At 71.7% G+C, this 13,336-nt stretch carries 13 protein-coding genes; 8 read left to right on the top strand and 5 right to left on the bottom strand.

Going from position 1 to position 13,336, the window contains the following annotated elements; translation table 11 throughout:
* Positions 1–130: 130 nt before the first annotated feature.
* Complete coding sequence (locus ACWGH4_RS19120) at positions 131–934, top strand: pentapeptide repeat-containing protein (protein ID WP_453462107.1); 804 nt, start codon at positions 131–133, stop codon at positions 932–934.
* A gap of 36 nt (positions 935–970) precedes the next feature.
* Here ACWGH4_RS19120 and ACWGH4_RS19115 read toward each other — a convergent pair whose 3' ends face one another.
* Positions 971–1,795, bottom strand: a complete 825-nt coding sequence (locus ACWGH4_RS19115; RefSeq protein WP_453462104.1) for a lysozyme — start codon at positions 1,793–1,795, stop codon at positions 971–973.
* Between the two features lie 229 nt (positions 1,796–2,024).
* Between ACWGH4_RS19115 and ACWGH4_RS19110 the strand changes: the two genes are divergently transcribed.
* Positions 2,025–2,507 (top strand): MarR family transcriptional regulator, encoded by a 483-nt coding sequence (locus ACWGH4_RS19110; protein WP_441264153.1) that lies wholly within the window; start codon positions 2,025–2,027, stop codon positions 2,505–2,507.
* Between the two features lie 28 nt (positions 2,508–2,535).
* Here the strand turns inward: ACWGH4_RS19110 and ACWGH4_RS19105 are convergent, their stop codons facing one another.
* Positions 2,536–3,324 (bottom strand): hypothetical protein, encoded by a 789-nt coding sequence (locus ACWGH4_RS19105; RefSeq protein ID WP_453462101.1) that lies wholly within the window; start codon positions 3,322–3,324, stop codon positions 2,536–2,538.
* 365 nt (positions 3,325–3,689) lie between these two features.
* On the opposite strand from ACWGH4_RS19105, the gene ACWGH4_RS19100 reads away from it, so the two are divergent.
* The 5 genes from ACWGH4_RS19100 to ACWGH4_RS19080 are packed head-to-tail and all read left to right on the top strand — an operon-like array spanning position 3,690 to position 9,828.
* Complete coding sequence (locus tag ACWGH4_RS19100) at positions 3,690–7,028, top strand: nitrate- and nitrite sensing domain-containing protein (protein ID WP_453462099.1); 3,339 nt, start codon at positions 3,690–3,692, stop codon at positions 7,026–7,028.
* Positions 7,025–7,507, top strand: coding sequence for a roadblock/LC7 domain-containing protein (locus tag ACWGH4_RS19095; RefSeq protein ID WP_441264156.1), 483 nt, complete (start codon positions 7,025–7,027; stop codon positions 7,505–7,507). The genes ACWGH4_RS19100 and ACWGH4_RS19095 overlap by 4 nt, the downstream gene beginning before the upstream one ends.
* The gene (locus ACWGH4_RS19090; RefSeq protein ID WP_441264157.1) at positions 7,507–7,902 is read left to right on the top strand and encodes a DUF742 domain-containing protein; all 396 of its coding nucleotides are present in this window, start codon (positions 7,507–7,509) and stop codon (positions 7,900–7,902) included. Before ACWGH4_RS19095 ends, ACWGH4_RS19090 begins: the two co-directional genes overlap by 1 nt.
* The gene (locus ACWGH4_RS19085) at positions 7,883–8,554 is read left to right on the top strand and encodes a GTP-binding protein (protein ID WP_453462095.1); all 672 of its coding nucleotides are present in this window, start codon (positions 7,883–7,885) and stop codon (positions 8,552–8,554) included. The genes ACWGH4_RS19090 and ACWGH4_RS19085 overlap by 20 nt, the downstream gene beginning before the upstream one ends.
* 38 nt (positions 8,555–8,592) lie before the next feature.
* Positions 8,593–9,828 carry a styrene monooxygenase/indole monooxygenase family protein gene (locus ACWGH4_RS19080; RefSeq protein WP_453462092.1) on the top strand — a complete coding sequence of 412 codons (1,236 nt, stop codon included), beginning with the start codon at positions 8,593–8,595 and terminating at the stop codon, positions 9,826–9,828.
* A gap of 201 nt (positions 9,829–10,029) precedes the next feature.
* On the opposite strand, the gene ACWGH4_RS19075 is transcribed toward ACWGH4_RS19080, so the two are convergent.
* Genes ACWGH4_RS19075 through ACWGH4_RS19065 form a run of 3 tightly spaced genes read right to left on the bottom strand, consistent with a single transcriptional unit; the run spans position 10,030 to position 12,023 of the window.
* Positions 10,030–10,305, bottom strand: coding sequence for a hypothetical protein (locus ACWGH4_RS19075; protein ID WP_453462089.1), 276 nt, complete (start codon positions 10,303–10,305; stop codon positions 10,030–10,032).
* A 10-nt stretch (positions 10,306–10,315) separates the two neighbouring features.
* Complete coding sequence (locus ACWGH4_RS19070) at positions 10,316–11,044, bottom strand: TetR/AcrR family transcriptional regulator (protein ID WP_453462086.1); 729 nt, start codon at positions 11,042–11,044, stop codon at positions 10,316–10,318.
* A 43-nt stretch (positions 11,045–11,087) separates the two neighbouring features.
* Entirely contained in the window at positions 11,088–12,023 is a 936-nt protein-coding gene (locus ACWGH4_RS19065) for an AurF N-oxygenase family protein (protein WP_453462083.1), read from the bottom strand.
* Positions 12,024–12,189: 166 nt separating this feature from the next.
* Between ACWGH4_RS19065 and ACWGH4_RS19060 the strand changes: the two genes are divergently transcribed.
* Positions 12,190–13,299, top strand: coding sequence for a diiron oxygenase (locus ACWGH4_RS19060; protein WP_441264164.1), 1,110 nt, complete (start codon positions 12,190–12,192; stop codon positions 13,297–13,299).
* Positions 13,300–13,336 lie beyond the last annotated feature (37 nt).

Below are 13,336 nucleotides of genomic sequence, written 5' to 3'. Positions count from 1 at the left end.
GCCACCGCCAGGCCCCTCCGTCCGCCGCACAGCGGGGCTCTGCGCCTGCCTTCGCCCGCAGCACCGGGCGCTTCGCTGCCCCTCGGCCGCCGCACACCGGGGCGTTCCGCAGGTCCCGCACAATGGACGGATGAAGACCCTGCGTGCCGACTGCGAGAACTGCTTCGGCCTGTGCTGTGTGGCGTTGCCCTTCGCCGCCTCCGCCGACTTCGCCGTGAGCAAGGACGCCGGCAAGCCCTGCGCGAACCTGCGCACCGACTTCGGCTGCGGCATCCACGCCCGCCTGCGGGACAGCGGCTACTCCGGCTGCACCGTCTACGACTGCTTCGGCGCGGGCCAGCAGGTCTCGCAGATCACCTACGGCGGGACGAGCTGGCGTGAGGCCCCGGGCACGGCCCGGGAGATGTTCGAGGTCTTCCCCGTCGTCCGGCAGCTGCACGAACTGCTCTGGTACGTGGCCCAGGCGCTGACGCTGGACTCCGCCCGCGAGCTCCACGGGAAGCTGCGCCGGCGCCAGGAGCACATCGAGGAGCTCACCCAGATCGCTCCCGGCGCGCTGCTGAAGCTGGACGTCGGCGCCGAACGCGAGCAGGTCAACGTCCTGCTGCTGCGTGCCAGCGAACTCGTGCGCGCGGGAGCGGGGACCGGGCGGAAGAAGAAGGACCGCAGGGGAGCGGACCTGATGGGCGCCCGGCTGAGGAACGCGGATCTGCGGGGTGTCAGTCTGCGCGGCGCGTATCTGATCGCGGCCGACCTGACGGGTGCCGATCTGCGGCTGGCCGACCTCATCGGCGCCGACCTGAGGGACGCCGATCTGTCCGGCGCGGATCTGACCGGCTGCATCTTCCTCACCCAGCCGCAGCTCAACGCGGCCAGGGGCGACGCGGCCACCCGGCTCCCCGACGGGTTCACCCGCCCCGCGCACTGGTCGTGACGACCGGCGCGTCGGGACGGGCCCCGTGAGCCGGGGTCAGCCGTTGGCGAGCGCCTGGACCCGGTCGTACGCGCCGTTGAACTTGTTGTGGTCGCCGACGATCGGCCCGGACGAGGTGTACTGCCACATCGTGTAGTAGGGCCAGCCGGCCGGGAGGGTGCCCGGCGTGGTGTTGTAGCGGGCGATCCACAGCGGGTTGGTGGCCCCGAAGCCGGCGTAGTTGCCGGTGCACTGCGTCCACCAGCTGGTCGCCGTGTAGATGACCGCGTCACGGCCGGTCCGTGCCTTGTAGCGATTCAGGAAGTCGCGGATCCAGGTGACCATCCCGGCCTGCGACTTGCCGTAGCAGGCGGCGCCGTAGGGGTTCCACTCGATGTCGAGGACGCCGGGAAGGGTCTTGCCGTCGCGGGACCAGCCGCCGCCGTTGTCGACGAAGTAGTCCGCCTGGGCGGTGCCCGTCGTCGTGTTCGGGGTGGCGAAGTGGTACGAGCCCCGGATCATGCCGATGTTGTACGAGCCGTTGTACTGCTGCGTGAAGTACGTGTTCTTGTAGTACGTGCCTTCGGTGGCCTTCACGTAGGCCCACTTGACCCCGCCGGCCCACAGGGCCGACCAGTCGACGTTCCCCTGGTGGCTGGAGACGTCGACGCCTTCCGTCTGGACGGCACGGGTGTCGCGCGGGGGACCGCCCTGGCCGTCGTGGGCGACGACGCCCATGCCCATGTGGGCGGAGCCGCGCTCCGGCTTGGGATCGGCCGTGGCGGTGCCGGGAAGCGTGAGGAGGAGGGAGAGGACTGCGAGGAGAGTGCCGGCCGCGGCGAGGCGCCGACGACCGGTCGTTCCGGATCTGTGCACGGGCATTGCGTGCCTCCGAAGGCCTCGGTGGGGGGAACTGACGACGTGTCGACATGTCGTGGCGGAGTGAATGGTGTGGACATGTCACGAAGGACGCTACGCACGTAGACCCGCCGTAGGAAGGGGGCCTCGGCGCCGCCGTTGGTCTACGCCTGCGAAATACTGGCGGAGCTGCGGCGATACCGGCCGCCGTAAGAAACTTTCACGACCCGGAAAGCGTACGAGGGGTGCTGACGTGCACGAAGGCGGTACGGCGGGTGGAGCGGGCCCGAACGGCGGAAGTGGTGTGGACCAGGAATTCCTCGCGCTCGAGCGGGAGTTGTCCGTCTTTCTGCGCCGCGCCAGGGCTTCCTCCGGTGAAATGGCCCGCGAGGTCCACCCAGAACTCGAGCCCGCCGCCTACGGGCTCCTCGTACGGCTGGACGAGGCCGGGGCCCAGCGGGCCACCGAACTGGCCGGCTACTTCGGCGTCGGCAAGGCGACCATGAGCCGGCAGCTGCGGGCCCTCGAGGAACTGGGCCTGGTGACCCGCGAACCGGACCCCGCCGACGGCCGTGCCTCCCTCGTACGGCTCACTGAGGACGGAACGGCCCGGTTCCGCCATGTGCGCGACGCCCGCCGCGACCGGTACCGCAACAAGCTGGCCGGCTGGGACCGTCACGAGGTCGCGGAGCTGGCACGACTGCTGCACCAGCTCAACGCCCGCGCGGAGAGCTGACGGACGGCGCCGCCGCACCCCGGCGGGCTCACAGTTCGGCGAAGACCGCGGACGCGTCGTCGTGGAGCTTCCACCGGATCGCCGCCGTACGGGCTCCCGCCTCCGCCTCCAGCTCCCGCACCCGGTCGATCAGTCCCTGAGCGCCCTCCTCGCGCAGCAGCGCCACGCACTTCGCCCAGTCGCCCGCGCCGAACATGTCCACCCAGCGCGAGGCGCCGTCGGTGAGCGCCACGACGGCGCTCACCCGCTCGCGCGGAACGCTGCCCGCCACCGCGCGCAGGGCCACCGCCGGGTCCGCCGCCGCCGTGAAGAACCCGCCCTCCGCGTTCCGCAGCGCGTCCGCCGAGGCGTGGGTCCGCAGCGCCTCACGCGGCAGGCGGCCCAGCCGGTCGTCCAGCACCGCGGACACCGTCCCGTCGGGCGACCGGAGCAGCAGCGTCGAGTCGGAGAGCACCAGGTACTCGACCTCCCCCTCCGGCCCGCCCCAACGCGCCAGCACCACCGTCGCCTGGGGAGTGCGCACGTGAGAAAGGTCACAGGTGTCGCGATGGGCGTCCGCGGTGCGCCGGATTGCCTCGGCGAGCACCTCCCGAAGTGTCAGGTCACGCCGCGAACCGGACAGTTCGACCAGAGCGCCGCCCAGTCGGGCTGTGAACCACGGCACACCGTGCACGCAGCCCGCGTCCCCGCTCGGAGGCGTCACGCCGTCGAGCGCGACGACGGTTCCACCCTGGCCCGAGGCGGGCAGGGCGACTGACACCCAGTCCTCGTTGGGGCGTTCGGGAGAGCCGGGGGAGGTGGCCAGATCGATGCGCATGGACCCAGTCTGCATGAGACCTTCACAAGGCCCTCGCAGAGCGGTGCTTGGCCCGTACCAGCAGGTCAGACGGTGTGCTTCGCCCCGAATGGGCGGCTGTGCGAACCTGCGGGCGCACATAGTGCCAAAGGGGGGCCGGAAGGTCCAACCCACGGGCTCCGCGCGGCCCGGCGGGCCGCGCGGGGAAGTTGTTCGCCAACTCGCGAGTGTTGTTCACTCGTTCGGGTGGCGGAGCGGCCGATGCGCGCCTCCCTCCCAAAGGCACTGGAATGGTCGGAAGCCGTACCAGGGGTGGGGCTTACGCGCGTGACCGGTCGTCATCTCTGCTTCATGGGTGGACGAGTCAAGCAAGATTGCGAGCACCGGTGCAGAAGAAGCGGCCTCGGGGCAACGGCGGCAGGCCCACTGGAACCCCGTCCACGGGAGCACCGGGCGACCCCCAGGCCCCGGCCCCTCCCCAGCAGATCCCGGCGCCCCGCGCCCAGGACACAGCCGCGCAGGACCCGCCCGAACAGACCACGACCGCGCAGGCGCCGGCCGGCCGCTCCCGACGGGTACGCAACCGGCTGGTCGCCGGTGTCGCCGTCGCCGGCCTCGTCGTCGTCGCCGCGGGCACTCCCGGCATCCTCGCCGCCTCCGGCGACCTGACCGAGTCCCAGCGGCTGGTCACCCTGGCCGCGCTCGACCGGCAGGCCGTCACCCTCGCCCACTCGCTCGCCGACGAACGCGACGAGCTCACCGCGTACATCGCGGCCGGCGGGGAGGAGCAGGAGGGCGACAAGAAGGACCGCCGCGAGGTTTCCGACAGCCTCGGCAACCGCGTCGACCGGCAGCTCGACGAGATGCGCGACGCCCTTGCCACCGACCGTGCGGAGCTGCGGCGCTCGCTCGCGTCCGTACCCTCGGTCCGCCGCACCGCGCTGTCCGGTGAGGGCACCGCGATGGAGACCCACCAGGCCTACACCGCGGTCATCTCCGCGCTGCACGCCCTGGCCGGCGAGCTCGCCGACCGGACGCCGCCCCGCGCCGCCGAGGCCACCAGGGCCCCCGCCGAGCTCAGCCTCGCCGTCGAACAGGCGTCCGCCGCCCGGGGGCTGCTGCTCGCCGCGCTCGCCGTGCCCCAGCCCGACCCGGTCCTCTCCTACGACCCCGTCACCGGGCTCCCTGTGGAGAGTGCCGGCGAGGACACCGGCGCCGACGCCCGCACCCGCAACGCCCTCACCGCCGCCGCACAGCAGGCACGAGTACGCGAACTGGCCGCCCTCGCCGACTTCGACCAGGCCGCCGGACCGACCGCCCGGGACAAGTTCGCCGCCACCGTCACCGGGCCCGAGGTCAAGACCGCCGAGACGTACCTGACCCGCCTGACCGACCAGCCCAAGCTCTCCGACGCGGAACGCGGCACGGACCCCGCCGAACTGGAGGCCGCGCTCACCGCCCGGATCGAGCAGATGCGCGGCGCGGAGTCCTCCCTCGCCACCGAACGGACCGAACGGTTCGAGCAGCTGCGCGACGACGACCTCACCGCGCTCGAGATCCGTATCGCCCTCCTCGGCGGCCTGGTGGTCGTCACCGTCGGCGTGCTCGCCGCGGTGTCCCGCACGCTCACCCGCCCGCTCGCCGTCCTGCGGATCGGCGCCGCCAGGCTCGCCGACGCCCCGGTCCCACAGAGCGAGGAACCGGTCCGCTTCACCGGCCGCAACGATGAGTTCGCCCAGGTCGTACGGTCCCTCAACAGCCTCCACGGCAGGCTCCGTGACCTCGGGACACGTGCCGCGCAGCTCGACGCCGACCGGGGCGAACTCCTCGGCTCGCGCGCCGCGCTCGAGGCCGAGCTGACCGAGGCGCGCGCCGAACTGCGGCAGCGCACCGAGGAGACCGCCCGCGAACTGGACCGGCTGCGCCACACCGTCCACCACACGTTCGTGAACCTCTCGCTGCGCACCCTCGGACTCGTGGAGCGCCAGCTCGGCGTCATCGAGAAGCTGGAGGAACGCGAGCAGGACCCGGAGCGCCTCGCCACGCTCTTCAAGCTCGACCACATGGCCACCGTCATGCGCCGGCACAGCGAGAACCTGCTGGTCCTCGCCGGCACCGACCACGGACACGGCCATGTCGGCCCCGTCCCGCTCGTCGACGTGCTGCGCGCCGCGGTCAGCGAGATCGAGCGCTACGAGCGGGTGGTCATCCAGTCCCTTCCGCCGCACGCCCAGGTCGCCGGCTTCGCCGCGGACGACCTCAGCCACCTGGTCGCCGAACTCCTCGAGAACGCCACGTCGTTTTCGCCGCCGGACGCCCAGGTGGAGCTCTCCGGCTGGCTGCTGGAGAGCGGCGAGGTGATGCTCTCCGTCCAGGACGCCGGCATCGGTATGACCGCGGGCCGCATCACCGAGATCAACGCCCGGCTCGAGGACCCGGAGTCGTACGAGACGGAGCCCCCGGCAGGCCGTGAGGGCGAGGGCCTCGGACTGCGCGTGGCCGCGCTGCTGGCCGCACGCCACGGAGTGCGGATCCAGCTCCGCGAGCACAAGCAGGGCGGGATCACCGCCGTGGTCGTGGTGCCGCAGGCGCTGCTGCCGACGGGACCGCCCGCGACGGCGGGACGCCAGGTACCGGTGCCGGGGGCCGCCCCGGCGCTGAACCTCCCCGGCTCGGTGGCGGAGGCGAACTCCAACGCCCTGCCCAAGAGCCCGCGGCGGCAGGACACGGACCCGGCGGACGCCGACGGCGCCGGCCCGGACGTTTCCGAGAACGTCCCCTCCGGCGGAACGGAGCCGGTCGAGGACTCCGGCGTGACGGGCCACGAGGCGGAAGCGGCCGGTCAGGAGCCGGCGGAGCCCTTCGCGTCGCCGGCGGGCGGCGAGCCGGCACAGCACGAGCCCGTGCACCACGCTCAGGGCAGCGCCCCGGTGGCGGAACCGGCCCAAGCGGCCGAACCGGCCGCACAGGCCGAAGCGACCGAAGCGACGGCACCGGCCGGACAGACCGCACCGGCCGCATCGGCCGGAGCCACGGCGCCGGACGCCGACCTCCTCACCGGGTTCGACAGCGCCGACGTGCTCGACGACGGCCCGGCCGCCCCCGGCGACGACCGCGCCCAGGACCACGAGGACGGCCACGACGGTGACGACCTCGCGCAGGACCACCGGCACGGCCACGCGTACGGCCACGGCCCGGACCCGCAGGCCGAGCAGCGGCTCGAGCCCGACCCGTTCGTCGAGGCCGCGGAGCGGGCGATCCTCGCCGCCGCCGCGGAGCCGGAGACACACGAGCGGACGGCCGACGGCGACCCGGTGACCACCGGCGTCGACCAGGAGACGTTCACGATGCGGCTGCCGAGGCAGCCCGAGGAACCGGGGGAGCCCGAGCAGGGTCCGGAACCGGAGCAGGAGCCCGTCGGCGGAAGCGCGCCGGAGGCTCCCGCCGCCTGGGACCGGGTCACGGACAAGGGCCTGCCCAAGCGCACGCCGAAGTCCGTCCAGCCCGCGGCCGCCCCCTCCGGGCGCACCGGAAGCGTCGACGCGGAGGCCCTGCGCCGCCGGCTCGGCGGCTTCCACCAGGGCGCCAAGGACGGCCGCCGTGACGCGGAGGCCGAACTCGCGCAGACCACAGCAGAGACGGAACCGGCGGACCCGGCACACCGGACGGGCCGGCGGGAGACCGAAGCGGAGACGGGGGACACAGTCGAGGAGGCACGCAGTTGACTGCGACCGGCACGTTCGGCCTGAGCAGGGAGGCTCGCAACCTTCAATGGTTGCTGGGCAATCTGGTGGAGGAGGTGCCAGGTGTGCGCTCCGTCGCCGTCGTCTCGTCGGACGGACTGCTCCTGCTGTCCTCCGACGCGGAGCTCAACGCAGCCCCGGCCGCCGTAGCCCCGCGCGAGGGCCCGAAGGGCTCCAGCGCGGACCTCGCCACGATCGTTTCCGGCATCGGCAGTCTCACCGTCGGGGCCGCCGGCCTGATGGACGGCGGAGGCGTCAAGCAGACGATGGTCGCCATGGAGGAGGGCAGCCTCTTCGTCATGTCGATCAGCGACGGCTCCCTGCTCGGGGTGCACGCGACACCCGACTGCGACATGAGCGTCGTGGCGTACCACATGGCGCTGTTCGTAGGCCGCGCCGGACACGTACTCACCCCCGAAGTCCGCAGTGAACTGCGCAAATCGATGGAGAGTGGTCTGTGATGACCGGCCCCCGACTTCCCGTGCGCGGTGACGGCAAACGTCCCGCCCGGGTCCGCCCGTACTCCCTGACCGGCGGCCGTACCCGCTTCGGGCACGTGCTGCTCGTCGAGACGTTCGTCGCCGCGCTCGAGGCGCCGCCCGAGCGCAAGGAACTGCCCGGCGGCACTCTCGCCCGGGTGATGCCCGAACTGCGGGCGATCGTCGAACTGTGCCGCCGTATGCGTACCGTCGCCGAGATATCGGCGCTGCTCAAGATGCCGCTCGGTGTCGTCCGGGTGCTGCTCAGCGACCTGGCGGACCAGGGAAAGATCCGTGTGTACGGGACCGGTCACGGCACCGGCCAGCCCGACCGCGCACTGCTGGAAAGGGTGCTGAGTGGACTCCGCCGCCTCTGACACGCTCGCACGGCCCGACGCCGCGCCCCTCGACACGTCCCACGGTACGGAGCCCGAGGCCCGTACCGAAGAGGCCGTGCAGGCCTGGCAGTTGGACACCACTCGTGCGCCCACCGCGACGAAGATCGTTGTCGCGGGCGGTTTCGGCGTCGGCAAGACGACGTTCGTCGGCTCGGTCTCGGAGATCACGCCGCTCCAGACGGAGGCGCTGATGACCCGGGCGAGCGAGGAGACCGACGACCTCACCGCCACGCCCGACAAGGTCACCACTACGGTGGCCATGGACTTCGGCCGGATCACGCTCGACGACGACCTGGTGCTGTACGTCTTCGGCACGCCCGGCCAGCAGCGTTTCTGGTTCATGTGGGACGACCTGGTGCGCGGGGCGATCGGCGCGATCGTGCTCGCCGACACCCGCCGGCTGCCCGACTGCTTCCCTGCCCTCGACTACTTCGAGAGCTGCGGGCTGCCGTACATCGTGGCCGTCAACCACTTCGAGGGAACTACCGCGTACGAGGCGGCGGACGTACGGGAGGCCCTGACGGTGCCGCCGCACGTACCGGTTGTGATCATGGACGCCCGTAACCGGATCACGGTGGTCGAGTCGCTGCTGGCGCTGGTCGCCCACGCCCTCGACGCCACCCCCGAATAGCCTCCCGAACCGCGACGCAGAACCACGGAGAACCCGCCATGCGGAAGATACTCATAGTCGGTGCCGGTCAGTCCGGCCTCCAGCTCGCCCTCGGCCTCCAGTCCCAGGGCTACGAGGTCACCCTGATGTCGAACCGCACGGCGGACGAGATCCGGGCCGGCCGGGTCATGTCCACGCAGTGCATGTTCCACACCGCCCTCGAGCACGAGCGCGACCTCGGCCTCAACTTCTGGGAGTCGCAGGCCCCGAAGATCGAGGGCCTCGGCGTCTCGGTCGCCGCGCCCGACGCGAGCCGCGCGGTCGACTGGGTCGGCAAGCTCGACGGCTACGCGCAGTCGGTGGACCAGCGCGTGAAGATGGCCGGCTGGATGGAGACGTTCGCCCAGCGCGGCGGTCAGCTCGTCATCCACGGCGCCGCCGTCTCCGACCTCGACTACTTCTCCCGCACCTACGACCTGGTGCTGGTGTCGGCCGGCAAGGGCGAACTGGTCTCGATGTTCGGCCGTGACGCCTCCCGCTCCCCGTACGCGGAGCCGCAGCGCGCGCTCGCCGTGGCGTACGTCCACGGTCTCGGGCCGCGCCCCGAGCACCCCGACTACGACGCGGTCCGCTGCAACCTGGTCCCCGGTGTCGGCGAGCTGTTCGTCATGCCGACGTTCACCACCTCCGGGCGGGCCGACATCCTCTTCTGGGAGGGCGTCCCCGGTGGGCCGCTGGACGTCTTCCAGGGCGTCAAGGACCCCGCGGAGCACCTCGCCCTGACGCTCGAACTCATGGAGAAGTTCACGCCCTGGGAGTACGCGCGGGCCACCAAGGTCGAGCTGACCGACGCGGGCGGCACGCTCGCCGGCCGGTACGCCCCGACCGTCCGCAACCCCATCGGCCGGCTGCCCGGCGGCGGGCTCGTGCTCGGCGTCGCCGACGTCGTCGTGGCGAACGACCCGATCACCGGCCAGGGCTCCAACTCCGCGTCCAAGTGCGCCGCCTCCTACCTCGCGTCGATCACCGAGCACGGCGACCGGCCGTTCGACGAGCAGTGGATGCAGAGCACCTTCGACCGCTACTGGGACACGGCGCAGCACGTCACCAAGTGGACGAACGCGATGCTGGGTGTCCCGCCGGAGCACGTGCTCGACCTGATCGGCGCGGGCGGCGTGCTCCAGCCGGTGGCCGACCGGTTCGCCAACGGCTTCAACGACCCGGCGGACTTCGAGAACTTCTTCTACGAGCCGGAGAAGGCCGAGGCCTACCTGGCGTCGGTCTCCGGAGCCTGACCGCTGTCCGCCGCCTCGCTCCCGTCCGAACCGTCGTCCCGCCCGCGCCGCCGGCCGTCGCGCCGGACGGCGGCCGGGGCGGGGCCGGCGGCGTGCCGGGCGTGGTGGCGAGGGCCGTGAGCTGCTCGGCGGAGAGCGACGCGAGCAGCCCTCCGGCGGACCGCAGCCGGGCCGCGGCCCGGTCGCGGGCACGCAGACGTCCTACGCGCCGCCCCCCGGCTTGGACCAGGGCCATCTGATCTCGCGCCGCTCGACGCCCTCGGGCGCGTACTCGTACTTCCAGCCACGCTGGAGCCCGAGGCGCTTCGTGTGACCGGAGGGGACCCGGCGGTACGCGTACACGGTGGGCGGGGAGCCGTCGTCGTTCGGTACGGGCACCTTGTACCACTTCGGGGGGTGGCCGGTGGGGCCGACCAGGACGGGGAGCACCCGCCCGTCCAGGGGACCGCCCTCGAAGGGGGTGTTCTCGCTTCTCACCCGACCAGTCTCACAGCAGGTGGGCGGCGCCGCCCACGACGGGCCCCAGCCTGCGCACCAGCGTGCCGACGGGGCCGGCCGCGGTCTCCTGCGCGAGCAGGTCCGCGACCACGCCGGCCGTCTCCTCGTCGGTCGCCGCCGTCACCGTCAGCAGCGCGACCAGATGGTCGACGAGCCATTCGCGCAGCTCGTCGGCCGGCGGCTGCTTGTCCTCGTCCAGCCAGATCAGCGAGGCGGCCTCGACCGCCGCGATCCAGGTCCTGACCATCATGTGGAGCCGCGGCCCCGGGCCGTCCACGCCGAGGTGGACGAGGATCTGCTCGGCGGCGGCCCGCCGCACCTCGTCGACGATCGCCGTCGTACGGGAGGTCTCGGCGACGCTGCCGCCCCGCAGCAGGGCACTGAACCCCGCGTCGTGCTCGTCCACGAAGGCCAGATAGCGGTCCAGCACGCGGGTCAGGCGCTCGGTCGGCGGACCCGCCTTCGGTTCCGTGAAGCACAGCTCGAGCCGGTCGGCGGCCGAGCGCAGGGCCGCTTCGTAGAGCTGCTGCTTGCCGCCGGGGAAGTACCGGTAGACGAGCGGCCTCGACACCCCGGCCGCCTCCGCCACGTCGTCGAGCGAGATCTCCTCCGGCGGCCGGTGCGCGAAGAGGGTGAGCGCCGCGGCGAGCAGTTGCGTGCGGCGCTCCTCGACGCTGAGCCGTCGGTAGGCGCGGGTCGCGGGAGCGGGACTGGTCATGCTCCGCAGCGTAACCGCAGCCCGCGCGGCGCCCCTCATGCGATCACGCGAGAAGGCCGGAACTCTTCCACAGCCTGCGGCCGGCCCCGCGCAGCACGCCGATGTCGTCCAGGAAGTCGGTCAGCCGGCGTGCGCCGGTCTGCATGACCTCGCGCCGGTGCCCGCTGGCCTTCACCTGGGCGACGGCCTCGCGGCGGTCGAGGCCGATGTTCTCGTACACCTGCGGGTTGATGAAGCAGACGCTGAAGACGCGTGCCGCCTCGCCGCAGCTGAGCCGGGTGAACTCCTGCTCCCAGCGGGGCGCGGTCACCATCTGGCGGCGCAGCTCCTCGCGGGCGTACCGCACATGGCGGGCCTCCTCGACGACGTGGATGCGGGTGACGCCGCGCACCAGCGTCTGCACCCGCTCGTCGGGGAAGGTCAGGCGCTGCATCCAGTCGAGGATCTCCTCGCCGAGGAGGGTGGCGGCGAACGAGCCGGGCGTGGTCGAGACGGTCTTCAGCACGCGGGCCAGGTTGTGGTAGACGCGCGGCACCGGGTACGCGGGCGCCCCGCCCTTCTGGATCATGCGGGCGAACATCATCGAGTGCCGGCACTCGTCCGCGATCTCGGTGAGGGCGTAGCGGACGTGGTTGCTGGTCACCGACTTGTCGTAGATGTGGCGCACCAGCAGCTGCATCAGGATGATCTCGAACCAGATCCCGAGCGAGGCCAGTGAGGCGGCCTCGTGCCTGGCCAGGTCCATCCGCTGTTCCTCCGACATCTTCCGCCACAGCGGGGTGTCGTAGAGGGAGACCAGCTCGGGCGGCCAGAACCACTTGCCCTCCTCGATGGGTGCCTCCCAGTCGAGCTCCTTGTCGGGGTCGAAGGAGTGCTTGGCGGAGGACTCGAGCAGGCGCGCGGCGACCTGTTCGCGGTCCCGGAGCGGGCCGAGTGCGTCGCGGAGCAGCTGCACGTCGCGGTCGGTCACTGTCGTCATGGCTGAGGGCACCTCGCGAGTCGGATTACCGGCGTCGGTGTTATGAGACTCCCCGTCAGTAAGCTCGTCAATCCCCTGTGCACGACTTGTTGACTGAGCGTCTATCAGCGTGTGAGCCTGCCAACTGGCCTTGCGTACCCAGGAGTACGAGGCGAAGGAGCCGGAAGTGTCGACCCACGACCGCTACACACACGCACCGGACAACCCGCTCTGGCAGGTCCCCGCCTCGGGAGCCGCCCGCTTCAGCTGGGAGTACGAAGACGGCCGCGACCGCCTTCTCGCCCTCTACCAGAAGGGCAAGGACAAGCAGTGGGACGGCGCCAGGCGCATCGACTGGGACCTCGAGGTTGACCCGTACGACCCGCTGGGCACACCCGACGAGGCGCTCACCCTGTACGGCACCCGGCACTGGGCGAAGATGACCGAACGGGACAAGGGCGAGCTGCGCAAGCACTACACGTCCTGGCAGTTCAGCCAGTTCCTCCACGGCGAGCAGGGCGCCATGATCTGCGCGGCCAGGATCGTCGAATCGGTCCCGGACCTCGACGCCAAGTTCTACTCCGCCACCCAGACCATGGACGAGGCCCGGCACGCCGAGATCTACGGCCGCTTCCTCCACGAGAAGATCGGCATGCTCTACCCGATCAACGACAACCTTCAGTCCCTGCTCGGCGACACCCTGCGCGACTCCCGCTGGGACATGCCCTACCTCGGCATGCAGGTCCTCATCGAGGGCCTGGCCCTCGCGGCCTTCGGCATGATCCGCGACACCACGACCAAGCCGCTGCCGAAGCAGATCCTCGCGTACATCATGCAGGACGAGGCACGTCATGTGGCGTTCGGCAGGATGGCACTGCGCGACTACTACAAGCAGCTGAGCGACGCGGAACTGCGCGAACGCGAGGAGTTCGTGATCGAGGGCTGCTACCTGATGCGCGACCGGCTGCGCGGCATCGAGGTCCTGGAGAACTTCGGCGTCTCGAAGAAGGAGGCGGAGGAGTACTCGGAGCAGTCGGAGTTCCTCCACCTGTTCCGCAAGCTGCTCTTCAGCCGGATCGTGCCGTGCGTCAAGGACATCGGGCTCTGGGGCGAGCGGCTGCAGAAGGCGTATCTCGACATGGGCGTCTTCGAGATGGGCGACGCCAGCCTCGACCTGCTGATGTCCCAGGACGAGGAGATCGCGGAACAACTCGACCGGGAGCGGTTCGCGGCCGAGGAGCAGGAGCGGGTGGCGGAGGTGGCGGACGCGATCGCGGAAGGCGCGGACGCACCGTAAGTCAATGGGACGCCGTCCGCCGGTCCCGGCAGGACGG

This window comes from Streptomyces sp. NPDC054847 (assembly GCF_053610925.1).
The sequence above is the reverse complement of the archived record's forward strand: the minus strand, read 5'-3'. Positions and strand labels throughout refer to the sequence as shown.